Raw genomic sequence first — 25,774 nt, 5'->3', positions numbered from 1 at the left:
TGACCCACTATTTGCTTCCGTAATGCTTCACTGAACGTTCTCCTTTGCCTAATCTTAAGTCCGTTTTTCATCTTGTCTGATTGTTGGGACAACCAACAAATGTGACAACTTTATTTAGGCATTGTCACTTACGTCTTGATACTTGCGTCTTGATACTCTCGAATCGGTCTTCGGTCTTATTTTTACCAGACTCCCCTGGTCTTCATATCCAGCGTATAGACCGCGCCCATGGCGGTGATGAATAGCGTCTTCCGGTCCAGCGCACCAAAACAGACGTTGGCGGTCCATTTTTCCGGCACCGGAATATGGGCGATTTGTTCGCCTTTTTTGTCAAACACAGTGACGCCATTTCCAGTCAGGTAAACGTTGCCGCGATCGTCGATGGTCATGCCGTCGGAGCCCATTTCGCAGAAGAGGGTTTTGTTTGTCAGGTATCCGTCTTCCTGGACGTCGTATTTCCATGTTTTTTTGGCACCGATGTCCGCGACATAGAGCGTCTTGCCATCAGGTGTGCCCACGATCCCGTTGGGCTGGGTAAGGTCTTCGGCTACCCGAAACAGCTCCGTTCGGTCTGCCGACAGGAAATAGACGTGCTTGCCATCCTGCTCCATTTCCTTGCCTCGGACTCCTTCCCAGTAGTCCCGTGGATAAAGTGGGTCTGTGAAAAAGATGCCGCCCTTGGGACGAACCCAAACATCGTTTGGCCCATTGAGTTTGTTTCCTTTGAAAGACGAGACGATTACCTTTTCCGCTCCGGTGTTTTGGTCGATCTCCCAGAGCTCGTTGTTCAGGTCGGCAGCGGCGATGAGCGTCCCGTCGAGTTGGAAATAGAGTCCATTGGAGCGGCCAGCGCCGTCTTTGAAGACGGTGATCTGGTTGCTGTTGGAGTTCCAGCGGTAGATTTTGTCGTTGGGCTGGTCGGTGAAGAAGACATCTCCCATGCGGTTGATGGCGGGGCCTTCGGTAAAGCTGAATCCGTCTTGGACTTTGAAGAGCTCGGCGCCTTTGGCCACGATTCCTTTTTTGTCCTCGATCTGGGCAAAAAGCGATGTGCTGGCTAGAAGCAGGGCGGAAATCGCCACGGCGTTTCTGAAATTTTTGTTCATAGGTTTATTGTTGTTTGCGTTGCATGACTACGACCAGCTTGTTCAGGTCTGGACTGTAGGCCATTCTGGTGATTTTATGGTGGCTCTGGGAGGGCAGCGTTCCGATTGACTGCCATTCAGACCCTGAGGTCTTTCTGACAAAGACTTCCTCGCCACGAGCCATGAGCAGGTGGTTTTTGTCCACCCAGATGAAGTCTTGGGATCCGGAGAGCGTGAATCCCAGCTCGTTGTAGGTTCCACGTTTGAGATCGTAGGAGCGGATTCCGGTTTCCTTGCCGTTCTGGCCTTCACGCTGCGCGTCCATCGCGAGGTATCCGACTTGGTCTGATTTGGGCCTTGTCTTGATGGAGCGCCCCACATTGTTCTCCAGCGTAGGCACATTGCCCTTGGCCCAGGCGTACACCAGCGAGTTGGGCTCACCGAGCACAAACATCGCCGCCCGGTTGTCATACCAGTCGTAGTAGCCCACCGGCGCGATGTCGTCATAGAGGAGCTCGGCAGGTTCGCCGGAGACGGGATATAGCCATAGCCGCTGCGTGCTGTCCGGCTCCATCACAACGGCGGAGATGTACTGCTTGCAGTCCGTGAGCGTGGGGGAAAACTCGCTTCGGTCAGGCGTTTTGGAGAAGTTGGTGAAATTGCCCGTCCGGAAGCTGTAAAGGATGATGTCGTGGTTGCCCTTTTCGTCCGCTGCGGAAAAGACCAGCTCCGAATCGTTGATGAAGTTGGGCTGGTTGTCATATTCCGGGCGGTCGGTCAGGGCTTTGCCGGTGTCGGGGAGTAGCTTGAGCTTTCCGCCCTTTCCCTCCGTATCGACTACCCACAGATCAAAACCTCCCTGGGCAAGAGTGGCTTGGCTTTGGAACAAGAGGAAAAGAATAAGGGCTAATGGGAATCTGGGCATGGTTTGGCTTTCTAAGCCGCCCAAAATACAAAATGAAGGCAAGAATGGCGCGGGGAATCGGCGTAAATTCCAAAGACGGGTTTCGCCAGCGCACCGAATGCGCTCAGGGAGGAAGGCTTTGGCAGTGTCGGTAGGCGCTCGGCTTGTTTTTCTATTTTGGAAAAACTTGTCCACATTCGGACACTTTTTTGTTCGTTATTCACGCATCCTTTTTCCCAAATCTCCAAATCTGGGCGATTGAAGGCATATTTGGCAGCTGGCACCTTTTTCGTACTTTGAGAGCCATGAAGCAAATCGCCGCATATTGGAATCGCTTGCCGCTGGAGCTGCTGTTTTGGGTAGGGAGCCTGATCGCCATCCTGATCCTGGATCCGCAGTCCGGCAGTCATCTGAGCCTTTGCCCGCTCAGCCAGCTCGGTTTCGACTGGTGTCCGGGATGTGGGCTGGGCAGGTCTATGAATCTCCTTGCGCAGGGGGATTTCGAGGCTTCCTGGTCTATGCACCCGCTCGCGATCCTGGCTTATGGGGTGATCTTTCATAGGATTTGGATACTTCTCAAAAACCTTAAAACAACACACAATTATGGCTAATGTATTGAGACACCTTCCCGAACTGGAAGGTATGGAACTGGGCTACATCCAGGGATTGATGAAAAGCATGGATGAAGACCAAGCGTCGCTTTTTGCGCAGGTGTACCGCGCCAGAAGAAAGGACGCACAAATGATATTGATTCTGACCCTGATCGGCTTCTTCGGCTTCGCGGGCTTGCACCGCTTCATCCTGGGGCAGATCGGCCTCGGCATCCTCTATATCCTGACCGTCGGTCTCTGCTTCATCGGTACGATCGTCGATCTGGTCAACTACAAGAGCCTGGCCTACGAATACAACGTGAAAATGGCCCACGAAACCCTCGCCATGATCTCCAGCCACTTCCCCAACATGGGAGGCTCCACCACGGCATAAATTAATTTAACAACCACTAGCAGTACCCAAAGCCCCGAGAGATCGGGGCTTTTTTTTTGTACCAAAGGGAATAAGCTCGCTGGATTCTCCGGTTGATAGGCTCGATGGGAATGCTTCGTTTCCCATCCTACCAATCGTCATCCCCGTCCGCTGATGAATGCCCTTGACCAACAATGGCAAACAGCTGCTCACCCCGACCAGAAAGGATCAGGTGAAACCTGTTCACCAGCTGTCCGGCCTTTTCCAACTCCCCAAAAGAAGCCTGCGCGACATGCACCGGAAGCTCGATGAGGTTTTCCTGTTTCTGGGAAAAAGGAGGGGAGACCGCCGAGTCAAAATAAAAGGGCCACATGGTCTTTGCGCAGCTGATTCCCCAGAAGTCGATGGGGTAGCTGTCTGCATAAGAGTTTAGCCGCTCGTTGATTTCCTCAAAAAAGCGCTCCGTCTCCGCGAGCCTGATCCTGGAGCCAGCCCGCGATTTCCCCTTGGTCTTGAGATGCTTGATCTGGGACACGCCCTGTTTTTGCCGTACCATATAGGCGCGAAATACCTTATGGTCGAGCAATTCTCCCCGGTGAAAGTATCCTACAGCAGCCTGTCCCGCGCGGAGGAGTAGGAGAGAATAGTGTGGATCCGCCCTCTCGGCCCATCCATGCTCCACCCATCGGATGGTCCAAGACAGGTAGAGCTTGGCCAGCCAGCCCTCGCCGTCCTCCAGCAGCAGCTGGTGTTTTTTGGGCAAATAGGCAGGTGTGAGCCCGAGCCGTCCAGCCTGATCCAGCAGGTTTTTAGCCTGTTCGTCACTGATTGTTTGGGCCTGCGGAATATTCATGGAGGGGTGAAACAAATGGCTATCTTTGCGCAAAGAAATCAAAAAATCATGCAGGAAGAAATCCAGAAACTTTTTGAACGAATATCCGACCCCAAGGAGTCCGAAGCCTATCATTTTGCCGACAAGCTGGGAAGTCTCGCCGATGAGGAGGCCAAAGAACGGTTGATCCAGCTCGTGCGGGGGGACTCTTGGGAAGTCGCCTACCTTGCCTGCAGGGCGCTGTCCAAGACTCCCTATCAGGAAGAGGCGCTGGATGCGATCTTCGACGCCATTTTCGACAAAAAGAACAAGTCTGTACAGGGAGCCTTTGTGCAGATCCTGGAGGAGTTTGACCTCAGCAACAGTTTTGTGGACATTTTCCGGGTATATCTTTTCGGCAATTTCAAGGCCTCAACCCTTGCCAAGGACTACCTGGATGAGGTGGAATTTGACATCACGCCGCGCACTATCCGCAAGGCCGAAAAGCACTGGAACCACTACCTTCACAATCCGGAAGACGAAGGGAGTTTGCAGCTGAAGAAGGCCGAGATTGAGCCTATGTTGCAGGAAATGAGGGAATTATTTTCCTGATTAAACACAACAAATCCGCTTTTCATCAGTTAAAAAAAGCATGAAGAAGCGGGAGGTAATCGAGTTGCACCATGGGTTTTTTGAAGATTTTGACTTCAAATTCCACTCGGCCCATCTCCTGTTTCAGAAGACTTTTCCCCAAGGACAGCAGGTGGTTTTTGTGCACTACACGGAAAATCCCGGCTTGTCCTATCTGGAGTATAGTTTTGGCGTGAGGATAGATGAGGTGGAAGAGATCATCCACCGTTTTTTGCCCACTCTCAAAGGCTACTCCGAGCGGTCGATCACCTTGATCCAGACTCCGGACGGCATCAGCGACAAAATGCCCCATCGCTTTGTGATCGAAAGCGACAGCCAACTGGCTGACGTGATGGAGCTCGCCGAACGGTTTTTCCTTTCCGAAGGATTTCCCTGGATGGACGAGATGATCCAGCCGAGGAAGCTCGAAAATGCCTTTGCCTCACAGAAGCACGAAGGCTTCAAGACCCACAACTTTGTCTACAATTCGTTTCGGGGTGCCACCCTGGCCAAACTGTACAACGAGGCCGACTACCCCGTCTTGAGAAACGTGTATCTGCAGCAGATCAAGCAGCGAGAGATGACCCCGTTCACGATTGCTTCGTTTTTGCGGTTGCTCAACTACCTGGACCATCTGGAAGCCTGACGAGTGCGACAGTCTTTGCGAAAAAACCAAGATTGGATTCAAGGGTAGCAGCGATTGTACGCTTGCCTCTCCCGTATTTTTGCTTTATCATCGCCATAGCATTCAACCAAAAAACACTCCCATGGAACTATCCAAGATTTTTGAAAACAACGAAAAATGGATCCAATCCAAGACCCAAGGTGATCCCAACTATTTTGAAAACCTGGCCAAAGGGCAAAAGCCGGATGTGCTCTATATCGGCTGCTCGGACTCCCGGGTGACGGCCGAGGACTTGATGGGCATGCAGCCCGGAGAGCTCTTTGTCCACCGCAATGTCGCCAACGTCGTCAATGCCATCGACCTCAATGCCCAAAGTGTGATCAACTACGCCGTGAAATACCTGGAGGTCAACCACGTGGTGGTATGTGGACACTACTCCTGTGGCGGGGTGAAAGCCGCCATGGAGGCCAAAGATCTCGGAATTCTCAACCCTTGGCTGCGCAACATTCGGGACGTCTACCGCGCGCACAAGGACGAGCTCAATGCGATCTCGGACGAGCAGAAGCGCTATGACCGACTGGTCGAACTCAATGTGAAAGAGCAGGCAATCAATGTGGTGAAGATGGCCGCAGTGCAGCGGGCGATACGAAAAAGGGGAATGCAGATCCATGGATGGGTATTCGACATCAGTTCGGGCAAGCTGATTGACCTGAAGATCGACTTCAAAAAAGTACTGGAAGACATCATGGAGATCTACCGCTTGGAGGACTAGAACCTCTGGTATCCAAGCCGGAAAAAATTTAAACGCAATTCAAAGAAAAGGCTGATAGCCCCCGATTTCTGAGGGAGCTATCAGCCTTTTTAGCCTAGATGCCTTTTACTGCAAACCGACTGCCTTGGCTGCGTTGACGTAGCCATGGCCGTAAAATTCATCGTTGCCCGGTTTGCCGAGGTCGGTAGAGGTGCTGACCAGTTTGCTGCGCACTTGGCTTGGACTCATGCTGCCTCCGCTCGCTTCCATCATCAGGGCCACCACACCCGCAGCCGCAGGGGCCGCCATGGATGTGCCCTGAGACCAGCTGTAGTTCCCGTTGGTCGTACCTCTCACGGTGCTGAATACCATATCAAATGCATAGCAAGGATTGGTAATCGTACGGGTCGTACCTACCACGGTACAGTTACCCGTAAAGCCATCGACCACCAGCAGTCCCGCACTGCCGCCCGGAGCGGCAAAGCTGACTAGCGATTTGCCGTGATCGGTATAGTAGGCTGGGTCGGTGAAGTTGCTGGCTCCCAAAGCCCATCCCACCGGTCCGGTGGAGCTGATGGAGATCACGTGCTGGTTTTCCGCCGGGATCTTGTAAAGTTCCTTGGCGCTGTCAAAGTTGGTGGCGCCGTTACCGGCTGAGACGACCACGGTCACGCCGTTTTGGTAGGCATAGCGGGTAGCCATGTCATAGATCTTTTGCAGCTCGCGAAATGCATCCCTGAATTCCTTGTCTTTCCATTCGTCTCTGTAGGGGATGGTGGCTCCCAGGCTCATGTTGATGACCTGTGCACCGGCTCCACCCATGGATTGGGGAGTGGCTGCATAGAGCAGTCCCTCCAGGATCCATTCAAATGCGCCGGACCCATTGTGGAGCGACTTCACTCCGATAATGGTGGCCTTTGGCGCGATGCCCACGACTCCAAACCCAGAGGCTGCCACGATCCCCGCTACGTGCGTGCCATGCCAAAAAGTGCCCACATCCTGGTTGAAAGCAAAGCCGGGCACAGTGGAGATGGAGCTGGCTACGTCAAGGTTGGGTGCCAAGTCGAAGTGGCTGGAATGGATGCCTCCGTCGATCACCGCGACGCGGACACCTTCCCCGGTAAACCCGTTTTCCCAGGCAGTGGGGGCGCCTATGGATTGCGGTGCCCATTGGAAGCCGTCGAAGATCGCACTTTGGTAGTCAAAAGGCTCTCCCGCGGCAGCGATGCCGCCAAGCTCGTGGCTGGACAGTTCGCCTACGCCTGCGGGCTCTTCAGTGTATTGGAGGACAAAGTCCGGCGTGATGGACTCGATGGAACTCAGCTTGCGGGCTTTGTCAAGAAAATCAGCAGAATGGGAGATGGCTACGGATACGCCGATCTCCGGAAAAGTCTTGACGATCTCACCGCCTGCGGCTTGGATATCCTTGGCGATGCTTTTGGATTGGTTTCCCTTGTTGATGATCAGGTAGCGTCCGGTGTAGGTGCCGACCCGTAGATTCGAAAAGTCCGTCACCTGGGGCAGAAGGTTCAGGTTGTACTTGCTAGTCTCCGATTCCGCTTCCAGCGTGGCTGGTGTGATGGGCTCTTCCTGGACGATGCTGCTCTCGCATCCATAGAACACCAGTGCTATTGCCGCCAGCAGGTGCAATGCATTTGCTTTTTTTAGGTACCTCATAGTTTGTTTTGTTTGTGTTGAAAAATTGGTTTTAAAAATGTCCGTAAAGCATATCAGAACTTTCCGGTCGGAGACGACGGCAAGTGCTTTTTCAAAAACAGGGTCAACAGAACAATAGGAGAGAGCGCTTCTTAATTTAGTCAAAAGATCAGAATTGCCAACCCCTTTTTATCCCATTGTCCGAAAGGGACGTGATTCGACAAATGGAATGTGGTCAAGATACTCCCCCACTAGATTTTTGGGAGGCGAAAGCCTTTTCACCGAAAAAGGAAAAGTAGGATTGGCTTGCATAGATTTCTACCTTTGGGGAAACAAACCAAGCGTATGATTCTGGTAGGAAACGCCGTACTGTCGGACGATATCAAGGAAAACTTTTTTGTCTGTGACCTAGAGGCCTGCAAGGGGGCTTGCTGCGTGGAAGGCGATGCCGGCGCGCCGCTGGAGGATGAGGAAACCAAGATCCTCGAGGAAATCTACCCCATCGTCAAAGACTACATCACCGAGGAGGGGCGGCAAGCCATTGCCGAGCAGGGCGTGTGGGTGATCGACAAGGACGGCGACAAAGGCACGCCCACCATCGGTGACAACCGGGAGTGCGCCTACGCGCTGTACGACGAGCGCGGCATCCTCAAGTGCGGCATCGAGCAAGCCTATATCGAGGGGAAGATTTCTTGGAAAAAACCCATCTCTTGCCATCTCTACCCGATCCGGGTGACGAAGTACGACCAGTTTGACGCGCTAAACTACGACCGCTGGCATATCTGCGATCCGGCTTGCCAGCTGGGACAAAGCCTCAAGGTGCCGCTATACCGCTTTTTAAAGGATTCCCTTATCCGGAAGTATGGTGAGGCTTGGTACGAGGCCCTGGTGGCGGAGATTGAAGGGTGAGGGGGATGTCCGATGTCCGATGTCGGATGACCGGTGTCGGGTGTAGTAAGTGGTAAGTAGTAAGTCGTAAGTAGTGAGTGGTAAGTGGTTGTTCGGAATGATCCTGAGTTTTGTACGATCGTCTATTCGCCTGGACTACCCTGTCGGATGACCGGTGTCGGGTGTAGTAAGTGGTAAGTAGTGAGTGGTAAGTGGTGGTCCGGGATGATCCTGAGTTTTGTACGATCGTCTATTCGCCTGGACTACCCTGTCGGATGACCGGTGTCGGGTGTAGTAAGTGGTAAGTGGTGGTCCGGGATGATCCTGAGCTTTGTACTATCGTCTATTCGCCGGACTAGGCTGTCGGATGACCGATGACCGGTGTCGGGTGTAGTAAGTGGTAAGTAGTAAGTGGTGGTTCGGAATGGTCCTAAGCTTAGCACTATTTGCTATGGACTATCGACTGCTCGCCATGGACTGTCGACTATGGACTATCGACTACCAACTATGGACTACTCGCTATCGTCTATCGACTATGGACTATCCACTTCCCACTATGGACTGCTCGCCATGGACTATCGACTAATAACCAATAACCCCATAACTTTTAACTCTTATCCCCCCGACTTTTTAGCGCCGTAGCCGGCCTGCTGCAAGACCTGGAGGACTTTGTCCCGGTGGTCGCCCTGGATGAGGATCTCGCCGTCCTTGGTCGAGCCGCCGACACCACACTTGTTTTTGAGCAGCTTGCCGAGTTCCTTCAGATCTTCTTCGGTGCCTACGAAGCCATTTACCAAAGTCACCTGCTTGCCTGCCCGCTGTTTTTTGTCTAGGAGCACCTTGAGCTTCTGCTGGACAGGAGGGAGGGTTTCGGCGGCATCTTCGCCTCCGATGTTGTATTCAAAATCGTCGCTGGTGGAGTAGACCACCCCGTCGCGCTTTTTCCAGTCGTTGTTTTTCTTTGCCATGGGAAGTCAAGTGGGCATAAATGCCAGAATCAATCGTGTTTTTTTGGGACTAAATGTCCAAAACTATTCTAAGGTTTTCTTTAAGCTTGTCCCGTTGTTCTTTGGTCAATTCGCCAAGCTTTTCAATAAGTCGCTTGTTGTCGATGGCGCGGATCTGATCGACCAAAATATCGCTCAATTTGTCCAGTTGCTTGTCGTTTAAGTGGACGCGCAGGATATCGATGTCTTGCTGAACGTTACTAGTGATGGGGCAAACGATCGTCGAAAGATGCGTTCCATTCAATAAATCCGTTTGGATGACCACTACGGGACGGGTCTTACCCGGCTCCGTTCCCCGACTGGGGTTCAGATCCGCCAACCAAATGTCGTATTGGCTAGTTTTCATCCAGAAGACGTTCGAATTCACGGAGTACTTCCATGGAGTCTTTACCAGTCAAAGCGGATTCCTTGGCGAGTTGCTCCTTCAGAAGTCGGCGTTTGTGCACCCGATTATAGATCCGAACCGCTTCGTTGATATAGCGATTTCTAGCCAGATTTAGCTTGCCGGTGATCTCTTCAGCCTCTTCGAAGATCTCATCATCCAATTTGAGGGAAAGGGTTTTCATTTTACAAAGGTATATGTTTTGGGTATATACTTTTAGGAAAGCTGTGCCAAGCCACAAAAAAAAGCCCTTTGAAAACAGGCTTGAGCGGACTGATTAAGATGATTCCGTATTTATTTTTGATGCCGGAAGCAGCTCCCCGCTTCCTTTTTTCAAGCTTCACAGGCTCGTTGATCCCCTCAAAAACCGACCCAATCCCCATAGGAACCTCCCCGGTTTCGTGCAACCTGGTTTTCACTGTCCGTCCTGCGGACGCAACGAAAACCTAGCTGTTATATGCCGCTTTTCTTATTTCTTTAATGGTGTCGGTTTTGGTCGTCCTTGTTCTTTATATTTTTTCACTGCTTCATTCCAATGCCAAACCATTCCGCTGTCCGCTGGAGCGACACGTCTATTCCCTTTTACTTCTCCATCAAAGTGTCCGTTGTCGTCAAATTCAAAAGGTTGTGAAGCGCTCAAAATGTCTGATAAATCAAACTGTCCTCCTGCCAATTCATAATGTCCTTCTAAAAAATACCACATAACCCAAAAAGCTTCTTCTTCAGTTAATGTGTCATCGGAAAATGTGTCGTCGCTCATATTGGATTAATTGAATTTGGATTTAATTCTGTCAATGAATGAAGGCTTGTCAGGATAAATCTCTATCGGGTCAAACGGGTCGAACTTGTCTTCGTAAGCACCTTCAATTATTCGTCCAGGTTCATATTTATGCCCTTCTTTGTCTGTCAGTGTTGGAAAGCAGTAAATTGTCTTACTGTGAGTGTTTGAGTTAAAAAATTCGACACGGATTTTTGCTTCTGTAATAAAGTCGAACGGGAAACCATTTTCTTTTAATTCCTTGTCGATGATGTTGGGCAAGTTTCTAAGATTAATAGTCAGCGGGTATAAATTCAATTCTGTCGGATGAATAGTTTGATTTAAGACGTCAATAGTGGCCTCTGTTAGTTATAGTTTTCTTGCTGCGTTTACAAGCCAGTCAGCCATATAACCACACTTATAATTGCGTTTCGTCCCGAAAAAGCTTTTTGTCAGGTTATGTGGGAGTCCGTTTAGATTTTTACTTTTTGGCATGGTCTGTCTGTCGTCCTAAAGTGGCATATAACTCATTTATCCGTGTACCTTTGGTACACCAATCCTTTCGATTTGGATCGATAAGTGCACCTTTGGTAGCGGTTATTTCCAAAGGGATTTAAGAGGGATTTCTTACACTCCAGATTTTCGACCTCACTTCGTCTTATAGGTCCATACCGGGCGTTTGGAGTGGTTGACCACGTCCTCGGCGATGCTGCCGGTGATCAGGTGGAGCAGGCCGGTGCGGCCATGGGTGGTCATGGCAATCATGTCCGCGTCGATGTCGTCGGCAAACTCGATGATGCCGGACTCCTCAGACAGGGAATTGTAGATCTCGGCCTTGATGTTTTCGAATTGGTACTTCTGCACAAAAGCCCGGATACGTGCCATGGATTCCCGGGTAGTCTCAAAGTTGCCCGGGGTATTGACCGCCACAAAGTAAAACTGGGCGTCGAAGATGGCCTGCATGCGCTTGATCCGCCCGGCCACTTCGTCGTTGGACTCCCGGAAGTCCGAAGCGAACACGACCTTTTTCATGCTGTGGATGGGCGTGTCGGCCTTGATGGTGATGACGGGGCAGGAGGCGCTTCTCACGACCTTCTCGGTGTTGCTGCCGACTAGGACTTCCTCCAGACCGGAAGTGCCCTTGGAACCCATGATGACCAGATCGGGAGCCTCGTCCTGAATCGCCTCGCTGATGCTCCTAAACACGTTGCCAAGTACCAGCTTGGTGGCGAAGGAAAACTTGGCGTCGGCGTACTTCTCCTCCAGCTCCTGAAACTGCTTTTTCCTCGTTTCGACCAGTTCTAGGTAGAAGATCTGGTTTTGGAAATCGGGAATGGCCTCCAGTCCGCCACCCATGGTGCCCATGCCGGTAGTCACAGGGGTCTCCACCACGTGGATGACGCTGAGCTCCACTTTGTGGTACACCTCGGTCAGGCTGACGGCGAAGTTGAGGGCGTGTTGTGCTGTTTGTGAAAAATCAAAAGGAACAAGGACTTTGATCATGGCTAAAAGAGGTTTTTGTTTAGCTCAAATTAGCCATTAAAAGCGACAGGAAAATGATTTTTGCCAGCTTTTGCTAAAAAAGCAGTCCGAGCCCAAAAAGCAGAACCCAGAGTAGGGTACTGAGGGCCATTTTTTTCAGAAAGGGATCTGTCTCGGCCGAGGAAGCCGCCCGCTGCACGCCAAAGCCGACCTGTAGCATGATGGGCAAAGCCAAGAAGGTGGCTAGCGCAAAGAGCTTTCCGCTCAGCAAGACAAAGACAGACAAGCAGGCATAGCCCCCGATAAGCAGCGCCCAGTTGTATTGCACGGCTGCTTTTCGTCCGATCCTTACGGGAATGGAGCGCTTGCCGGCCTTCTCGTCAGATTCGATGTCACGGATATTGTTGATGTTGAGCACCGCGGTGCTGAAGAGCCCTAGCGCGACAGCGATTGCGATCGTGAGCGGCTCAAAGCTGAGCGTATGGAGAAAATACGTGCCCAGCACGCCGAGCAGGCCAAAGAAGACAAAGACCGAAATGTCGCCGAGCCCGGCGTAGCCATAGGGATTGCTGCCGGAGGTGTAGGTGATCGCCGCCCAGATCGCCGCCAGGCCCAAGCCTAGGAATAGCGCAAACAGCCTCCAATCCTGCACGGCCAAATATACCAGCAGCAGGCCTGATATGAGGGATAGCACCCCAAACAGATACATGGCCCGCTTCATCTCCGGAAGTGAGATCATGCCCGACTGTACGGCCCGCACCGGCCCGGTTCGCTCGGCGGAGTCGGCTCCGTGCACGGTATCCCCGTAGTCGTTGGACAGATTGGACAGGATTTGGAGGAAAATAGTGGTCAGTGCGGCCAGCAGGAGGATTTCCCAGCGGAAGGCGTCTTGCCAGGCTGCCAGAAAGGATCCGGCGAAAATGCTGGCCAAGGCCAAGGGTAAAGTACGAAGCCTGACCGCGTGCAGCCAGGCTTCTTTTTTGGTGGTAATTTCTTTTTTCAAGGAGAAAATTCTTGAATTAAGCTTCGATTAGTTGTAGGATCTGCTCGTCCAGCGGAGTGACTGCGGAAGGGAAAAACTTCACCAGCTCGCCCTTCTCATTGATAAAGTATTTGCAGAAGTTCCAGCTCGGCTCCTCGTTGTTCCAGCCGTTTTTGGAGGCGTCGGACAGCCATCGGTAGAGCGGATGCTTGTCAAATCCCGCCACGGAGATCTTTTCAAACATCGGGAAGGTCACGCCATACTCCGTGGAGCAGAATTCCTTGATCTCCTCGTTGGAGCCCGGCTCCTGTCCGCCAAAATTGTTGGCAGGGAAGCCCAGGATGAGGATCTTGTCGCCGTGCTCGGCATAGAGCTCCTGCAGCTGGGCATACTGCTTGGTGTAGCCGCACTTGGAGGCGACGTTTACGAGCAGGAGCTTTTTGCCCTTAAACTCGGAGAAGGCGACTTCCTTGCCGTTGATGTCTTTCATTTTGAAGTCGTAGAAGGAGCTTTCCATAGTCTGGTCAAAAGAGGGGTGAAGCGCTGCCAGGTCTGTTGGTCTTTCCAAGGTTTTGCCGCAGGCCAGCAGGGCGATGCTGATGAATAGGAGTAGAGTCTTCATGGTTTACATACGTTCTGGGACGGAGATACCGAGTAAACCCATTCCCTTTTTGATTGTTTTGGCAGTCAGGGCCGAAAGCGCCACTCGGAAGGCCTGAACTACCTGGTCTTTCTCATGGAAGATAGGAAGATCCGCGTAAAAACGGTTGTATTCCTTAGCCAAATCGAAGAGGTATTGGGCAATCACGGCCGGGGAATATTCGTCGGCGGCAAGTTTGATTTTCTTCTCAAAGCTGCTCAGGAGGAAAATCAAGGCTGTCTCGGACTCCGCCAGGGCACCGACTTCAGCCAGGTTTGGCTTTTCATAGTCCACGCCGATCTGCTCGGCCTTTCGCAGGATCGCCGCGATGCGCGCATGGGAATACTGGACGAATGGTCCGGTGTAGCCCTGAAATTCGATGGATTCCTGGGGATTGAACAGCATGCGCTTCTTGGGATCGACCTTGAGCAGGAAGTATTTCAAGGCACCCATGCCCAAGGTTTCGTAGAGCTCCTTGGCTTGCTCCTCAGTGAAGCCTTCGATCTTGCCGAGTTCCTTGGTGTGCTGCTCGGCAGTCTCCACCATCTCCTGCATCAGGTCATCGGCATCGACCACTGTACCCTCGCGGGACTTCATCTTGCCGGTAGGCAGGTCCACCATGCCGTAGGAGAGGTGGTAGAGCCCGTCCCCATAGGAGCGACCGAGCTTTCGCATGATCTTAAACAAAACCTCGAAGTGGTAATCCTGCTCGTTGCCAACTACATATACGGACTTGTCGATTTGGAAATCTTTGTACTTCAGGTCTGCGGTGCCCAAGTCTTGGGTGATGTACACCGAGGTGCCGTCGGCTCGGCGCACGAGCTTTTCGTCAAGTCCTTCGTCGCTCAGATCGACCCAGACGGAGCCGTTTTCCTTTTTGAAAAACACGCCCTTTTCCAGGCCTTCCTCGACGATGTCCTTGCCCAGCAGGTAGGTGTCAGATTCGTAGTAGTATTGGTCAAAACTCACGCCCATGCGCTGATAGGTCGCTTCAAAGCCCGCATACACCCATTCGTTCATCTGCTTCCAGAGGGAGACGACCTCGCTGTCACCCGCTTCCCACTTGCGGAGCATGTCCTGCGCTTCGAGTAGGATGGGTGCGTTTTTCTTGGCTTCTTCCTCGGATTGCCCGGCCGCTTTCAGCTCGCCGATCTGGGTTTTGTATTCCTTGTCAAAGAGGACGTAGTATTTTCCCGCCAGGTGGTCGCCCTTCAACCCGGAGGACTCGGGAGTCTCGCCGTCGCCAAAGTGCTGGTAGGCCACCATGGATTTGCAGATGTGGATGCCACGGTCGTTGACCAGGTTGGCCTTGATGACCTCATAGCCATTGGCGGCGAGGATCTCCGCGACGGAAAAGCCCAGGAAGTTGTTTCTCAGGTGTCCCAGGTGCAGGGGCTTGTTAGTGTTGGGGGAGGAGTATTCCACCATCACCTTTTGGCCATTGGCCGGGAGCTGTCCGAGGTTTGGGTTGCTGTAGATTTGGGAGAAAAGATCCACCCACACGCGCTCGTTGAGGACGAGGTTGAGGAAGCCCTTGACCACGTTGAAGTCGGCCACGACGGGGACGTTGCCCTTCAGGTATTCGCCGATTTGCTTGGCGGTGGTGTCGGGGTTGGACTGGGAGATTTTCAAAAAGGGGAAGACCACAAAGGTGTAGGTTCCCTGGAATTCCTTGCGCGTAGGAGCGAGGCTGATCTGATCCAGCGGCAGGTCATGGTTGTAGATGTTCTGAAACGCCAGCTGAATGCCTTGGATGATATTTTCTTGTATGTTCATTTTTTATTTTGACCGCAAAGGACTCAAAGGTACACAAAGAAAGCCTTTAGAACTGTCTTGGGTCTTTAGTTAAAATCACTCTTCTGATTCCTGATTTCATTTGGGTAACGTTGGAATTGAGGATGAGGCCAAGTTTAAACCTCCCCAATTTTAGGTAGTTGAGCGTTTGGGCGACGTGTAAGTCATTGATTTCCTTTACTGATTTCAGTTCTAAGACCAGTTTGTTTTCGACCAGCAAATCTATCCTATATCCCAAATCCAATGAGATGTCATCGATCTCGATCCCCATTGGTTTTTCAAGCTCTACAGAAAGCCCTTCTTTTAGAAGTTTATAATGAAGGACTTTTTTATACACGTTTTCCAACAGGCCAGGCCCCAATTGGGAATGGACATTCAAAGCCACTCCGATGACGATATGGCTGAGCTCATCCTCGGTCAAAAATGCAGGAGCCCTCATTTCTTTGCGTTTCTTCGTGAACTTAGCGGTTTAAAAATAGTCCACCAAAGAATTCGTCGTGGCTTCGAGGACTTCGAAGGCGGCTTCGGCCATGGTGTTTTCGGTGTCCAGAGTAGGGTTGACCTCGACGATCTCCCAGCAGCACACGCGCTTGTCGCGGATGAGCTGTACGTTGAGCTGTATCGCTTCTTGGACCGTCAGGCCGTTTGGGACTGGAGTCCCTGTTCCGACCGAGATGGAGCTGTCCATGCTGTCCACGTCAAAGGAAATGTAGATTTGCTCGCAGTCCTTCAGGATCGCCAGCGCCTGTTCGGCCACTTGGGAGATTCCCAGCTCTCTGACTTCCTGCGTGCTGAAATTCTTGATGCCGTGTTTTCGGATCAGAAAGTCCTCGGGCTTTTCCGTATCGCGCACCGAGATGAAGACGATGTCCTCCGGTCTGATTTTGGGCGACTCGCCTCCTATGTTTTTGATCTTGTTCCAAAAGTTGATCGTCTCCGCCTCCGGTGCGTTGATCTGGCAGTCCAGATTGTCCAGATGGGCAGTCATCGCCAGGGGCATGCCGTGCATGTTGCCAGAGGGCGTGGTAAATGGCGTATGCAGGTCTGCGTGGGCGTCGATCCAGATCACGCCGAGTCTCTTGTCCGGATCGGCGGCCTTGATGCCCATGATGGTGCCAGCGGCAGTGCTGTGGTCTCCAGCCAGGACGATGGGAAACTTCTTTTCCAGACGCAGCGACTCGATGGTCGAATAGACGTTTTTGAGCACCTGATACACCCCGTCGATGTATTTGGCGTGGGGATGCTTGTTTCCTTTCCAGAGAAAGCTGTTGGCATCCGGGACGTTGATCGGGTCAAAGTGGGTAAAAAAGGCCGATTGCTTGTCCAGACTGGCGACTTTCAGCGCATCTATCCCCATGCTCGCGCCGCGGGTACCGGCTGCGATCTCGGAGCGGACTTCCACTAGTTTGATGTTTCTCATCTCTGAGTCGGTATTTGGGTTAGGGTGGGTACTTTCTTTCCAGAGCGTAAAACTAGGAAAAAAGCCCGCAATCCATTTTTGGTCAAGCCAGCTTCCTGTACAAAAGTCCGGGGAATTCGGGCAGCCCGACAGCTTGGGCTAGATCTTTTGCTTCTGCTGTCGAGGACAAAAGACTAATTGATTTTATAATCCTATAAAAATTATAGGGAATATAGGAAAATATGAATCCTTGCTTTACCTTTGGCTCATCGTCCAATAACCAATCATTACCGATGAGCGCTGTAGCCACACTTGTAAGCCCCGAACTGAAGTCCAGCACCTGGACTGTGACCTCTACGCCAGACCTCGCCCAGTTCAACGTGGGCAAGGAGGCAATCCTGAAGATCTTTTCTCAGGAAGTAGGAAACCAAATGCAGGGCATGTGCCGCTTTGAGCGTGGCTTTGAGCAGCTTCTGCCGCTTTTCAGGGGATTGATTTTGTTGGGAAAGCCAGCGTCTCTCAGCCTGATCTACGACTTTGACCGGGCACAGGCCTTTTTCACCTTTTCCCAAAGCCAGAAACCAGAGGTTGTCCGCTTTTTCAACCACATCATTTCCCTTCTCAAAAGAGAGGTGGCCTTCAAGGAAATCCTTGCCCAGGTGATCGAAAACAAAAAGCGTTTTCAAGCGGAACAGGCCCTGCTAAACTCCGCATTGCAGGGCGCGGCTTGGGATTAAGCCAGCGTTAATCTTGGGTTAAAAGGGACAAGTCCAGCGTGGATTTGTCCTTTTTTTGATTTGATGTGCTTATTATTGACTAGCAAAAGGCGATGGCAAATGCCCTTTCCAATCGTTTCCAAGTGTCGGAAGTTTTCCCCTCTGCATTTGAAATACCCCGATAAAAGCGCAATTTTTGCAGCCTTTACTTCATGTATTTAAACCCCTGGTAAATGAACAGATACATTGACCTGATCCAACAGACGTTTGATTTCCCTACCAAAGAGTTTCATGTCGAGAACAATGAGCTCTTTTTTAATGGGGTCAACCTGATGGAGATCATCGAGACCTACGGCACGCCGCTCAAACTGACCTACTTGCCGAAGATTTCGGAAAGCATCCAGAATGCGAAGACTTTTTTCAACAATGCGATCCAGACACACGACTACAAGGGCAAATACACTTACTGCTACTGCACCAAGTCCTCGCATTTCAGCTTTGTGCTGGACGAGGCGCTGAAAAACGACATTCACATCGAGACCTCTTCCACTTTTGACATTCCCCTGGTGCGAAGTCTGTATGCGAAGGGAAAAATCACCAAGAATACCTACATCATCTGCAACGGCTTCAAGCGGGAGCTGTACAAAAAGTACATTTCCGAGCTGCTGAATGACGGCTTTGTGAACTGTGTGCCCATCCTGGACAACCTCAGCGAGATCGACTACTACCTGGAGCATGTGAAGGTGCCTTTCCAAGTGGGGATTCGGATCGCGGCCGACGAGGAGCCGAAGTTTGGCTTCTACACGTCCAGACTCGGCGTGCGGTACAATGACATCATCCGACTCTATGAGGAGAAGATCAAGGACAATCCCCAGGTGAGCCTGAAGATGCTCCACTTCTTCATCAACTCCGGGATCAAGGACACGGCCTACTATTGGTCGGAGCTCACCCGCTTTATCCAGAAATATGTCGATCTGAAAAAAGTCGCGCCTAGCCTGGACACCATGGACATAGGAGGGGGCTGGCCGATCAAGACCAACGTCTTTTTCGACTACGACTACCAGTACATGGCCGACCAGATCGTGAAAAACATCAAGTGGATGTGCGCCAAAAACAACACCACCGAGCCAAACATCTTCACCGAGTTTGGCAGCTACACGGTAGGGGAAAGCGGAGCCGTGCTCTACTCCATCCTGGATGAAAAGCTCCAAAACGACAAGGAACTCTGGTATATGATTGACGGGTCGTTCATTACACAACTTCCTGATAGCTGGGGTCTTAACCAAAAGTACATCATGCTAGCCGTGAACAACTGGGATGAGGCCTATCAGGGCATTTCCCTTGGCGGCTTGACCTGCGACAGCATGGACTACTACAACTCCGAGGCTCACCAGTACAACATCTACCTGCCCAAAATCGAGGAGGGGAGAAAGCAGTACATCGGCTTCTTTCACACCGGTGCCTATCAGGAATCTCTCGGAGGATATGGAGGCATACAGCACTGCCTGATCCCAGCGCCCAAACACGTGCTGATCGACCGGGATGAAAACGGAAATGTCACCCACCGACTTTTCGCCAAAGACCAGACCGAAGAGAGCATGCTGAAGACGCTGGGGTATTAGGAGACGGAAGACCGGAGACAGAAGAGGGAAGCAAAAAGACCGCTGAAAGGCGGTCTTTTTGCTTAGTGATGTTTCGGACCTCATCTCACGGTTACATGATAGCAGGCTTGGCGTCTTTCCTTGATGACGAAGATCTTGTTTTCCTTTTGGAAATGGTTGAGGACGGCCTCCAGGTCCTTTTGGGCCTTTCGGTCGTAGTTTTTCTCACCGTTGAAGCGAACGTAAGAGATGTCGAAGGAGACGCCGTAGGAGTGGGAGCTTTCGCCCTTGGTGGCGTTGCGGTTGCGGCGGGAGAGTTTTTTCTGCTGCTCCATGGTCCTAGTGCCGGAGGTGACGGTGAAGTAGTTTCCTTGGCCATTGAGCGTCTCGAAGGTTTGCCCGATCTCATCCAGCACTTTTTTGGACTGTAGGCTAAAGTAGGGATGGCTGTAGGTCAGCGAGTCCACCTGGTATCCGGCACCGGCCTCAGCTTTTACGAGCACGCTGTTTTCCACCAGTTTTCGCAGCTGTTCCTCGTCTTGGATGAGGCCTATGCCTTTGAGCTCTGCGGCGTTGAGGTGGTCATCGTAGGCGTCTTTGCCAAGGCGGCCCGAGAAAGTCGGCAATTCGATTTCGGTGGAAGGTTCCAGAGGCTTGGCTTCCGGCAACTCTACGTATTCGGTATGGATCTCCTCCTCGACGAGGCTGGAGTAGGTGTCCTGAAGTCTTTTTTTGAAATCCGGCTGGTAGTTGACCATAGCCAAAGTGCCGAGTGAGAAAAGGGAGATAAACGCAAATACTACTACTGAGGTGGTTTTGTTCATTGGGGGCTGTGGGGCGATTTCCTGTTTGGGAGGTTTGGCAAGTTATTGGAAAGGCTTGTTTTTGGTCGCCACTTTTATCTGAACGGAGGAGAAAGGGATTTTTCCGACGCAGCATGCCCGGAAAGTGTGGGAGATCTTGCCCTTTCTCTACCTCAAAACGGAACGGCGCTTCCTAAAACCTGCGCGCCGCAATGATGATGCCAGTAGACCAATTTAATTTGGTCAAAGTCAAATTGGGCATGGATTCCAGCTTTTGCATGAATTTTTCGGCCTTTTCAGCGTGCCCTTCGGGCCAATTGGCCTGGGGAATCATGTCGTCCACGATGTACAGGCCGCCGATGTGTAGCATCTCCAGCACTTCCTCCAGCAGCAGGTATTTGCCATGCCAGGTGTCGGCAAAAATGAAGTCAAAACTGCTTTCCCTGTTGGATTCTACCCATTTTTCCCCATCCATCAGCTGCAGATCCAACCGCTGGTCTGCGCCTAAAAACTGCTTTGCGATAGCCAAAACATCCTGGTCGTTGTCGATGGAAACTAAAGTCGAGTCCTTGTCCATGCCGTCCAAGATCCAAGAAGTGGAGAGCCCCGTGCCAGTGCCCAGCTCGAGCAATTTTCCGCGGCGTTTGGTCGCGGCGAGGGTTCTCAAAAGGCTGCCGGTAGCCAGGTCAGAGGCCATGGTAAATCCGCTTTCGGCTGTCGCTTTTTGGATGGAGGTGTACGATGGGGGTAAGGGAGAAAAGTCTTCGCTCATGATGATGGGGTTTGGTCGGCTAAAAAGAAGATACGATTATCCGCTTTTATGCCACTAAGTAGCCTTGACCATACAAAAGAAGGTCAAACTTTAGGCTTTGCCCTACTACGGTCTTCCGACCTGCCTGAGCAGGCAGGCCCGAGTGAAGAACTAAATTCGCCTACTGGCAAGATTGCGGATAATCATGAAAGAAGAAATCCACCTGAACTGAATCAAGTGGATTTCCAGCTAAGAAGATAAGGCATAGAATCCCAGATTCCAATTATCCGAAGGGATATGTTATGCAGGAGAGTAGTCTGGCTCTCGGCATCCCGACTTCCTACTTTCGGACTTCCAAACCTCCTTACTTCCCTACTTCCCGCCTTTCACCCAAAGCAGGGCCTCTTCCACGCCGCGGATCTCGGCAAGGCCTTTGAGTCGGCCGATGGCGGAGTAGCCTGGGTTGGTCTTTTTGTGGAGATCGTCCAGCATCTGATGGCCGTGGTCAGGACGCATGGGAAGGCTCTTGCCACGCTTTTCCTGTACTTGCAGGATCTCGTTGATTACGGAGACCATGGGTACGTTGCCTTCCAGGTGGTTGTCTTCAAAGAAGTTGCCATCCGCATCCCGCTTGGTGCTGCGGAGATGGATGAAGTGGATGCGCTCGCCAAACTCTCGCACCATCGCCGGAAGGTCATTGTCCGCGCGAACCCCATAGGAGCCGGTGCAGAAGGTGAGTCCGTTGTGCTGGCTTGGCGTTTCGGAGAGGATTCTCCTCGCGTCAGCAGCCGTGCTGACCACTCTCGGGAGGCCGTACAGCGAAAAAGGCGGATCATCTGGGTGGATACAAAGAAAGACGCCGACTTCTTCCGCTACCGGAGTGACCGCGTCCAAGAAGAGGCGAAGGTGCTCGGCCAGTTTCTTGGCGTCGATCCCCTCGTAGGTCTTGAGCATGGCGCGAAACTCGTCCATGGTGTAGCCGATCTCGGAGCCGGGCAGGCCCTTCAGGATGTTGTCGATGATCAGTTGCTTGGCATCGGGGGAAAGAGCCTCGTAGTAGGCTTTGACCTCGGCGATTTCCGCCTCGGTGTATTCCTGCTCGGCCTCAGGGCGCTGTAGGATAAAGAGATCAAAGGCTTGCACGGCCTTCTTCTCGTACAGCAAGGCCTTAGCGCCATTTTCCAACTCATACTCCAGGTTGGTGCGTGTCCAGTCCAGAATAGGCATGAAATTGTAGCAGACGGTAAAAACGCCTTCAGCGGCCAGATTGCGCAGGGTTTCCTTGTAGTTTTCTATCACTTCCAGGAAGTTGCCGGATCGTGTCTTGATCACCTCGTGCACAGGAACGGACTCCACGACCGACCAGGTCAGGCCGGCTTCCTCGATGGTTTTCTTGCGGGCTTGGATCTCTTCACGGCTCCACACTTCCCCGTTTGGAATGTGGTGGAGCGCAGTCACGATGCCCGTGGCACCGGACTGTCTGATATCTCTAAGACTTACAGGGTCTTTGGGACCATACCAGCGCATGGTCTGTTCCATTTTGATGCTCATGGAGATTGGGTTATTGGTTAGGTGTTATTCGTTAGTGGCTTATTGGATATTGGGTAAAAGAAGCAGCTAGGAGCTTGAAAATAACCAATAACCAATCACTTTTTCTCTTTTCTATACTCCAGAATAGGCGCTGAAGCCGCCATCCACCGGGATGATGGTGCCGGTGACGAAGGCCGAGGCATCGCTGCACAGCCATTGCAAGGCACCGAGGAGATCCTCCGGCTTGCCAAAACGCGTCATCGGGGTATGGCCGATGATCTGGTTTCCCCTTTGGGTCAGGCTGCCGTCCGCCTCGGTGAGGAGAGTGCGGTTTTGCTCCGTGAGGAAAAAACCGGGAGCGATGGCATTGACCCGGAAATTTGGGCCATGCTTTTGGCAGAGCTCCACAGAAAGCCACTTGGTCAGGTTGTCGATCGCCGCTTTGGCAGAGGCATAGCCCATCACCCGAGTCATAGGACGGGTGGCGGCCATGGAGCTGATATTCAGAATATTGCCTTTTCCTTGCTTCAGCATGAGTGGAAGTAGGGCCTTGGTCGGTAGCACGGTGCCTAGGTAGTTCAGGTCCATCACTTTGCGCAGCGAGGGAGTATCCAGGTCGAGGAAGTTTTGGTCTGGTCTCACGACGGCACCCGGCATGTTTCCACCGGCGGAATTGATCAAGACATCCACGCGCCCATGCTCGGACTCGATCATCTCGGCCACCTTGGCCAAGGATTCCTCATCGGTCACGTCCGCGAAGTACCCCCAAGCTTTGCCTCCGGCTGAGGCGATCTCAGCGACCAGCTCGTTGACTTTGTCGGGAGTACGTCCCAAAATCAAGAGTTCCGCTCCACTGGCGGCGAGGTGCAGGGCCATGGTTTTTCCCAATACACCCGTGGCACCGGAAAAGGCTATCTTTTTTCCCGCTAGGGAAAACAAATCAGAAGTAGACATCAAAGCTTGTAATTAGAAGGGGAGAAGTCAAAATAGTTCTTGGCGTTGTGGTAGCAGATGTCAGACACCAGCTGCCCCAGCCACTTTTCATCCCAGGGAAGCTCGCCGTTTTTGACGTCCTGGCCGATCAGGTTGCAGAGGATTCTGCGGAAATATTCGTGTCGGGGAAAGGACAGGAAGCTACGCGAGTCGGTGAGCATGCCGATGAAGCAGCTGATCAGCCCCATGTTGGAGAGGGTGTTGATCTGCTTTTCCATGCCGTCTTTTTGGTCGAGAAACCACCAACCGGAGCCAAACTGGATCTTGCCTTTGACCGAGCCGTCATTGAAGTTGCCGATCATGGTGGCCAGGACTTCGTTGTCTCGGGGATTGAGGTTGTACAGGATGGTTTTGGACAGCTGGTCTGTGGAGTCCAGCTCGTTGAGGAAGGAGGCGATGGCACGCGCCTGGTCAAAGTCGCCGATGGAGTCAAAGCCCGTATCAGGTCCCAATACCCGCAGCATGCGCGCGTTGGTGTTGCGGAGCGCCCCCAGGTGAAACTGTTGCACCCAGCCTTTGGCGTGGTACATTTTGCAGAGTTTTTTTAGAACCTTAAACTTGAAGTAGGCGAGTTCCTCTTTTGTGATCTCATTTCCGCGGAGCGCTTTCAGCAAAATGCCGTCGGCCGAAAGGCGGCTGTCGTCGGAGTAGTAGAGATTTTCCAAGCCGTGGTCGGAGAGACGGCAGCCTCGGGAATGGAAGAAGTCGACGCGGTTTTGCAGCGCTTCCACGAGCTTGTCGAAGGAATCGATCTCAAAGCCCACGACTCCTCCCAGCTTTTGGAGATAGGCGGCGTAGGCCTCGGAGTTTTCTATGGCAAAAGACTTGTCAGGCCTGAAGGCCGGGTACATTTGGACTTTTGCGCCAGCGCCGAGGTAGCTCTCATGGTGCTCAAGCGTATCGGTAGGATCGTCGGTAGAGCAGACGACTTCCACACCCATACGCTCTAGAAGGCCACGGGAGCGGAACTCGTCTTTCTGCAGCAATTCGGTGGTATGGAGGTAGATCTCCGTTGCATTGGAGGAGGTCAGCAATTCCTCCACACCGAAATAGCGCTTCAGCTCCAGATGCGTCCAGTGGTAGAGGGGATTCCTCATGGTATAGGGTACGGCGTAAGCCCACTTTTCGAACTTTTCGGTATCGGAGGCATCTCCTGTGATGAACTTCTCGGGGATGCCGAGCGTGCGCATCGCCCGCCATTTGTAGTGGTCGCCTGCCAGCCAGATTTTGGAGATATTTTCGAATTTCCGGTTCTGGGCGATCTCGGCAGGAGGGAGATGGTTATGGTAATCGATGATGGGAAGGTCTTTGGCGTATTCGTGATAGAGGATCCGCGCAAAATCAGAGTGCAACAAAAAATCCTCGGTCAGGAATGAATTTTGGGTTTGAACGGGCATCATAAGTGTAGGTTGGGAAGCTAGGCTTGTATCGATTTGGTAGGCTAATTTATCCCGAAATAAGGCCCCTGCCTTATTAAAATACGGAAACGTTTGCGAAACGCCTTTACTGGAATAAATTCATTATTTTAACGCCACGGAACCCTTCCGTAGTAACCTTGGCACAAATAACCTACAATACCAATGAGTACCGGAGTCAATCTGAAAGAACTGGCAGCGGAGCTGAAGCTTTCGCCTTCGACGGTTTCGCGAGCGCTCAATGACAGCTACGAGATCAGCGAGGAGACCAAAAAGAAGGTCGTCAGTATGGCTGAAAAGCTGAACTATCAGCCCAATCCATTTGCACGAAGCCTGAGGGAAAACAAAAGCAAAACCATTGCGGTGATCATGCCGGAGCGGATGAGCAGTTTTTTCTCCAAGGTCATCGACGGAATCGAGGAGGTGACCCACCAGCACGGGTATCACCTGTTGATCTACAGTACGCATGAGGATGTAGAGCGGGAAAAAAAGATCGTCAACCTGCTCATGAACGGGCGGGCGGACGCGATTGTCATGTCCGTTTCCAGCCAGACCAGCGACATTTCGCACTTGGCGAGGCTACACGAGCGGGGTTTTCCGTTGATTTTCTTCGACCGCATCTGCGAAAGCATCCCCACCACCAAGTTTATCACCAACGACTACGAAAGCGCCTACGATGGTACCAAGCACCTGATCCAGCAGGGCTGCCGCAAGATCGGCTTCTTGATGCTGTCCAAAGAGCTGTCCATCACCCGAGAGCGGTATAGAGGCTATTTGGATGCGCTGAAGGCTGCCGGACTCGCCCCGACTCCCTCGCTACAGCTCACCTGCGCGCACGAAGAGGAAAAGAACATCGAGGCTATCCGCGACCTGCTCCTCTCCGAGGATAGGCCGGATGGATTGGTCTCCTCTGTGGAAAAGCTCGCTTTGGCGACCTACCACGCCGTCAAGAAGACCGACATCAAAATACCCGAAGACCTGAAGATCATCAGTTTCTTCTCCAACCTGAGCATCGCCGGGCTCCTGACCCCGTCGCTGACGACGATTACCCAGCCGGCCTTCAACATTGGCGAGGAGTGTGCCAAGCTCCTGATCAAGAAGCTGACCAAGCCAAGGCAGCCGGATCTTCCCAACCAGGTGATCAGCATTCCCTCCAAAATCACGATCCGCGCCAGTACCTTGGTGGAATATTAATTCTCTTGGATTCGA

At 52.1% G+C, this 25,774-nt stretch carries 29 protein-coding genes; 9 read left to right on the top strand and 20 right to left on the bottom strand.

Going from position 1 to position 25,774, the window contains the following annotated elements:
* Positions 1-182: 182 nt before the first annotated feature.
* Entirely contained in the window at positions 183-1,106 is a 924-nt protein-coding gene (locus J0A68_RS08215) for an SMP-30/gluconolactonase/LRE family protein (protein WP_206577694.1), read from the bottom strand.
* A 4-nt stretch (positions 1,107-1,110) separates the two neighbouring features.
* Positions 1,111-2,010 carry a TolB-like translocation protein gene (locus J0A68_RS08210; RefSeq protein ID WP_206577693.1) on the bottom strand — a complete coding sequence of 300 codons (900 nt, stop codon included), beginning with the start codon at positions 2,008-2,010 and terminating at the stop codon, positions 1,111-1,113.
* A gap of 284 nt (positions 2,011-2,294) precedes the next feature.
* Between J0A68_RS08210 and J0A68_RS23005 the strand changes: the two genes are divergently transcribed.
* Positions 2,295-2,600, top strand: coding sequence for a DUF2752 domain-containing protein (locus J0A68_RS23005; protein WP_206577692.1), 306 nt, complete (start codon positions 2,295-2,297; stop codon positions 2,598-2,600).
* A complete protein-coding gene (locus tag J0A68_RS08200; protein WP_206577691.1) occupies positions 2,593-2,973 on the top strand; it encodes a TM2 domain-containing protein in 381 nt (126 codons plus the stop codon). The genes J0A68_RS23005 and J0A68_RS08200 overlap by 8 nt, the downstream gene beginning before the upstream one ends.
* A gap of 127 nt (positions 2,974-3,100) precedes the next feature.
* On the opposite strand, the gene J0A68_RS08195 is transcribed toward J0A68_RS08200, so the two are convergent.
* Complete coding sequence (locus J0A68_RS08195) at positions 3,101-3,805, bottom strand: VLRF1 family release factor (RefSeq protein ID WP_206577690.1); 705 nt, start codon at positions 3,803-3,805, stop codon at positions 3,101-3,103.
* A gap of 48 nt (positions 3,806-3,853) precedes the next feature.
* Between J0A68_RS08195 and J0A68_RS08190 the strand changes: the two genes are divergently transcribed.
* From J0A68_RS08190 to J0A68_RS08180, 3 genes are all read left to right on the top strand, one after another.
* Positions 3,854-4,375, top strand: a complete 522-nt coding sequence (locus J0A68_RS08190) for a HEAT repeat domain-containing protein (RefSeq protein WP_206577689.1) — start codon at positions 3,854-3,856, stop codon at positions 4,373-4,375.
* A gap of 40 nt (positions 4,376-4,415) precedes the next feature.
* Positions 4,416-5,039 carry a hypothetical protein gene (locus J0A68_RS08185; RefSeq protein ID WP_206577688.1) on the top strand — a complete coding sequence of 208 codons (624 nt, stop codon included), beginning with the start codon at positions 4,416-4,418 and terminating at the stop codon, positions 5,037-5,039.
* Positions 5,040-5,160: 121 nt separating this feature from the next.
* Positions 5,161-5,790 (top strand): carbonic anhydrase, encoded by a 630-nt coding sequence (locus J0A68_RS08180; RefSeq protein ID WP_206577687.1) that lies wholly within the window; start codon positions 5,161-5,163, stop codon positions 5,788-5,790.
* 105 nt (positions 5,791-5,895) lie between these two features.
* Here J0A68_RS08180 and J0A68_RS08175 read toward each other — a convergent pair whose 3' ends face one another.
* The gene (locus J0A68_RS08175; protein ID WP_206577686.1) at positions 5,896-7,446 is read right to left on the bottom strand and encodes a S8 family peptidase; all 1,551 of its coding nucleotides are present in this window, start codon (positions 7,444-7,446) and stop codon (positions 5,896-5,898) included.
* A 324-nt stretch (positions 7,447-7,770) separates the two neighbouring features.
* Between J0A68_RS08175 and J0A68_RS08170 the strand changes: the two genes are divergently transcribed.
* On the top strand, positions 7,771-8,334 hold the full coding sequence (locus J0A68_RS08170) for a DUF3109 family protein (protein ID WP_206577685.1): 564 nt from the start codon (positions 7,771-7,773) through the stop codon (positions 8,332-8,334).
* 593 nt (positions 8,335-8,927) lie between these two features.
* Here the strand turns inward: J0A68_RS08170 and J0A68_RS08165 are convergent.
* The 11 genes from J0A68_RS08165 to rocF form a co-directional block, all read right to left on the bottom strand.
* Entirely contained in the window at positions 8,928-9,281 is a 354-nt protein-coding gene (locus J0A68_RS08165; protein ID WP_206577684.1) for a translation initiation factor, read from the bottom strand.
* A gap of 49 nt (positions 9,282-9,330) precedes the next feature.
* On the bottom strand, positions 9,331-9,666 hold the full coding sequence (locus tag J0A68_RS08160; protein ID WP_206577683.1) for a type II toxin-antitoxin system PemK/MazF family toxin: 336 nt from the start codon (positions 9,664-9,666) through the stop codon (positions 9,331-9,333).
* Positions 9,656-9,886, bottom strand: coding sequence for a hypothetical protein (locus tag J0A68_RS08155; RefSeq protein WP_206577682.1), 231 nt, complete (start codon positions 9,884-9,886; stop codon positions 9,656-9,658). Before J0A68_RS08155 ends, J0A68_RS08160 begins: the two co-directional genes overlap by 11 nt.
* Positions 9,887-10,171: 285 nt before the next feature.
* The gene (locus tag J0A68_RS08150; RefSeq protein WP_206577681.1) at positions 10,172-10,462 is read right to left on the bottom strand and encodes a hypothetical protein; all 291 of its coding nucleotides are present in this window, start codon (positions 10,460-10,462) and stop codon (positions 10,172-10,174) included.
* Positions 10,463-10,468: 6 nt separating this feature from the next.
* Entirely contained in the window at positions 10,469-10,741 is a 273-nt protein-coding gene (locus tag J0A68_RS08145; protein WP_206577680.1) for a hypothetical protein, read from the bottom strand.
* Positions 10,742-11,107: 366 nt separating this feature from the next.
* Entirely contained in the window at positions 11,108-11,962 is an 855-nt protein-coding gene (locus J0A68_RS08140; RefSeq protein ID WP_206577679.1) for a universal stress protein, read from the bottom strand.
* A 73-nt stretch (positions 11,963-12,035) separates the two neighbouring features.
* Positions 12,036-12,944 (bottom strand): 1,4-dihydroxy-2-naphthoate polyprenyltransferase, encoded by a 909-nt coding sequence (locus J0A68_RS08135; protein ID WP_206577678.1) that lies wholly within the window; start codon positions 12,942-12,944, stop codon positions 12,036-12,038.
* A 16-nt stretch (positions 12,945-12,960) separates the two neighbouring features.
* Positions 12,961-13,545, bottom strand: a complete 585-nt coding sequence (locus J0A68_RS08130; RefSeq protein WP_206577677.1) for a glutathione peroxidase — start codon at positions 13,543-13,545, stop codon at positions 12,961-12,963.
* A 3-nt stretch (positions 13,546-13,548) separates the two neighbouring features.
* A complete protein-coding gene (gene argS, locus J0A68_RS08125; RefSeq protein WP_206577676.1) occupies positions 13,549-15,339 on the bottom strand; it encodes an arginine--tRNA ligase in 1,791 nt (596 codons plus the stop codon).
* Between the two features lie 46 nt (positions 15,340-15,385).
* Positions 15,386-15,796, bottom strand: a complete 411-nt coding sequence (locus J0A68_RS08120; protein ID WP_236021398.1) for a GxxExxY protein — start codon at positions 15,794-15,796, stop codon at positions 15,386-15,388.
* A 30-nt stretch (positions 15,797-15,826) separates the two neighbouring features.
* Positions 15,827-16,777, bottom strand: coding sequence for an arginase (gene rocF / locus J0A68_RS08115; RefSeq protein ID WP_206577675.1), 951 nt, complete (start codon positions 16,775-16,777; stop codon positions 15,827-15,829).
* 272 nt (positions 16,778-17,049) lie between these two features.
* Between rocF and J0A68_RS08110 the strand changes: the two genes are divergently transcribed.
* Both J0A68_RS08110 and J0A68_RS08105 read left to right on the top strand, forming a co-directional pair.
* On the top strand, positions 17,050-17,493 hold the full coding sequence (locus J0A68_RS08110; RefSeq protein WP_206577674.1) for a hypothetical protein: 444 nt from the start codon (positions 17,050-17,052) through the stop codon (positions 17,491-17,493).
* A gap of 212 nt (positions 17,494-17,705) precedes the next feature.
* A complete protein-coding gene (locus J0A68_RS08105) occupies positions 17,706-19,094 on the top strand; it encodes an arginine decarboxylase (RefSeq protein ID WP_206577673.1) in 1,389 nt (462 codons plus the stop codon).
* Positions 19,095-19,174: 80 nt separating this feature from the next.
* Here J0A68_RS08105 and J0A68_RS08100 read toward each other — a convergent pair whose 3' ends face one another.
* From J0A68_RS08100 to uxaC, 5 genes are all read right to left on the bottom strand, one after another.
* A complete protein-coding gene (locus tag J0A68_RS08100; RefSeq protein ID WP_206577672.1) occupies positions 19,175-19,897 on the bottom strand; it encodes a DUF5715 family protein in 723 nt (240 codons plus the stop codon).
* Positions 19,898-20,069: 172 nt separating this feature from the next.
* On the bottom strand, positions 20,070-20,648 hold the full coding sequence (locus J0A68_RS08095; protein ID WP_206577671.1) for an O-methyltransferase: 579 nt from the start codon (positions 20,646-20,648) through the stop codon (positions 20,070-20,072).
* Between the two features lie 351 nt (positions 20,649-20,999).
* Positions 21,000-22,178 carry a mannonate dehydratase gene (gene uxuA, locus J0A68_RS08090; protein ID WP_206577670.1) on the bottom strand — a complete coding sequence of 393 codons (1,179 nt, stop codon included), beginning with the start codon at positions 22,176-22,178 and terminating at the stop codon, positions 21,000-21,002.
* A 111-nt stretch (positions 22,179-22,289) separates the two neighbouring features.
* Complete coding sequence (locus tag J0A68_RS08085) at positions 22,290-23,111, bottom strand: SDR family oxidoreductase (protein WP_206577669.1); 822 nt, start codon at positions 23,109-23,111, stop codon at positions 22,290-22,292.
* Positions 23,111-24,550, bottom strand: coding sequence for a glucuronate isomerase (gene uxaC, locus J0A68_RS08080; RefSeq protein WP_206577668.1), 1,440 nt, complete (start codon positions 24,548-24,550; stop codon positions 23,111-23,113). Before uxaC ends, J0A68_RS08085 begins: the two co-directional genes overlap by 1 nt.
* 180 nt (positions 24,551-24,730) lie before the next feature.
* Between uxaC and J0A68_RS08075 the strand changes: the two genes are divergently transcribed.
* Entirely contained in the window at positions 24,731-25,759 is a 1,029-nt protein-coding gene (locus J0A68_RS08075) for a LacI family DNA-binding transcriptional regulator (protein ID WP_206577667.1), read from the top strand.
* Positions 25,760-25,774 lie beyond the last annotated feature (15 nt).

The sequence above is a fragment of the Algoriphagus oliviformis genome (assembly GCF_017254915.1).
GTDB classification, from domain to species: Bacteria; Bacteroidota; Bacteroidia; order Cytophagales; family Cyclobacteriaceae; genus Algoriphagus; species Algoriphagus oliviformis.
Note: the sequence above shows the minus strand (reverse complement) of the source record. Positions and strands in the feature narration are given on the sequence as shown.

What these genes read in the sequence shown, in the direction of transcription:
- J0A68_RS08215 (WP_206577694.1), bottom strand. Translation starts at nt 1,106, where the DNA reads ATGAACAAAAATTTCAGAAACGCCGTGGCGATTTCCGCCCTGCTTCTA.
- J0A68_RS08210 (WP_206577693.1), bottom strand. Translation starts at nt 2,010, where the DNA reads ATGCCCAGATTCCCATTAGCCCTTATTCTTTTCCTCTTGTTCCAAAGC.
- J0A68_RS23005 (WP_206577692.1), top strand. Translation starts at nt 2,295, where the DNA reads ATGAAGCAAATCGCCGCATATTGGAATCGCTTGCCGCTGGAGCTGCTG.
- J0A68_RS08200 (WP_206577691.1), top strand. Translation starts at nt 2,593, where the DNA reads ATGGCTAATGTATTGAGACACCTTCCCGAACTGGAAGGTATGGAACTG.
- J0A68_RS08195 (WP_206577690.1), bottom strand. Translation starts at nt 3,805, where the DNA reads ATGAATATTCCGCAGGCCCAAACAATCAGTGACGAACAGGCTAAAAAC.
- J0A68_RS08190 (WP_206577689.1), top strand. Translation starts at nt 3,854, where the DNA reads ATGCAGGAAGAAATCCAGAAACTTTTTGAACGAATATCCGACCCCAAG.
- J0A68_RS08185 (WP_206577688.1), top strand. Translation starts at nt 4,416, where the DNA reads ATGAAGAAGCGGGAGGTAATCGAGTTGCACCATGGGTTTTTTGAAGAT.
- J0A68_RS08180 (WP_206577687.1), top strand. Translation starts at nt 5,161, where the DNA reads ATGGAACTATCCAAGATTTTTGAAAACAACGAAAAATGGATCCAATCC.
- J0A68_RS08175 (WP_206577686.1), bottom strand. Translation starts at nt 7,446, where the DNA reads ATGAGGTACCTAAAAAAAGCAAATGCATTGCACCTGCTGGCGGCAATA.
- J0A68_RS08170 (WP_206577685.1), top strand. Translation starts at nt 7,771, where the DNA reads ATGATTCTGGTAGGAAACGCCGTACTGTCGGACGATATCAAGGAAAAC.
- J0A68_RS08165 (WP_206577684.1), bottom strand. Translation starts at nt 9,281, where the DNA reads ATGGCAAAGAAAAACAACGACTGGAAAAAGCGCGACGGGGTGGTCTAC.
- J0A68_RS08160 (WP_206577683.1), bottom strand. Translation starts at nt 9,666, where the DNA reads ATGAAAACTAGCCAATACGACATTTGGTTGGCGGATCTGAACCCCAGT.
- J0A68_RS08155 (WP_206577682.1), bottom strand. Translation starts at nt 9,886, where the DNA reads ATGAAAACCCTTTCCCTCAAATTGGATGATGAGATCTTCGAAGAGGCT.
- J0A68_RS08150 (WP_206577681.1), bottom strand. Translation starts at nt 10,462, where the DNA reads ATGAGCGACGACACATTTTCCGATGACACATTAACTGAAGAAGAAGCT.
- J0A68_RS08140 (WP_206577679.1), bottom strand. Translation starts at nt 11,962, where the DNA reads ATGATCAAAGTCCTTGTTCCTTTTGATTTTTCACAAACAGCACAACAC.
- J0A68_RS08130 (WP_206577677.1), bottom strand. Translation starts at nt 13,545, where the DNA reads ATGAAGACTCTACTCCTATTCATCAGCATCGCCCTGCTGGCCTGCGGC.
- argS (WP_206577676.1), bottom strand. Translation starts at nt 15,339, where the DNA reads ATGAACATACAAGAAAATATCATCCAAGGCATTCAGCTGGCGTTTCAG.
- J0A68_RS08120 (WP_236021398.1), bottom strand. Translation starts at nt 15,796, where the DNA reads ATGAGGGCTCCTGCATTTTTGACCGAGGATGAGCTCAGCCATATCGTC.
- rocF (WP_206577675.1), bottom strand. Translation starts at nt 16,777, where the DNA reads ATGAGAAACATCAAACTAGTGGAAGTCCGCTCCGAGATCGCAGCCGGT.
- J0A68_RS08110 (WP_206577674.1), top strand. Translation starts at nt 17,050, where the DNA reads ATGAGCGCTGTAGCCACACTTGTAAGCCCCGAACTGAAGTCCAGCACC.
- J0A68_RS08105 (WP_206577673.1), top strand. Translation starts at nt 17,706, where the DNA reads ATGAACAGATACATTGACCTGATCCAACAGACGTTTGATTTCCCTACC.
- J0A68_RS08100 (WP_206577672.1), bottom strand. Translation starts at nt 19,897, where the DNA reads ATGAACAAAACCACCTCAGTAGTAGTATTTGCGTTTATCTCCCTTTTC.
- J0A68_RS08095 (WP_206577671.1), bottom strand. Translation starts at nt 20,648, where the DNA reads ATGAGCGAAGACTTTTCTCCCTTACCCCCATCGTACACCTCCATCCAA.
- uxuA (WP_206577670.1), bottom strand. Translation starts at nt 22,178, where the DNA reads ATGAGCATCAAAATGGAACAGACCATGCGCTGGTATGGTCCCAAAGAC.
- J0A68_RS08085 (WP_206577669.1), bottom strand. Translation starts at nt 23,111, where the DNA reads ATGTCTACTTCTGATTTGTTTTCCCTAGCGGGAAAAAAGATAGCCTTT.
- uxaC (WP_206577668.1), bottom strand. Translation starts at nt 24,550, where the DNA reads ATGATGCCCGTTCAAACCCAAAATTCATTCCTGACCGAGGATTTTTTG.
- J0A68_RS08075 (WP_206577667.1), top strand. Translation starts at nt 24,731, where the DNA reads ATGAGTACCGGAGTCAATCTGAAAGAACTGGCAGCGGAGCTGAAGCTT.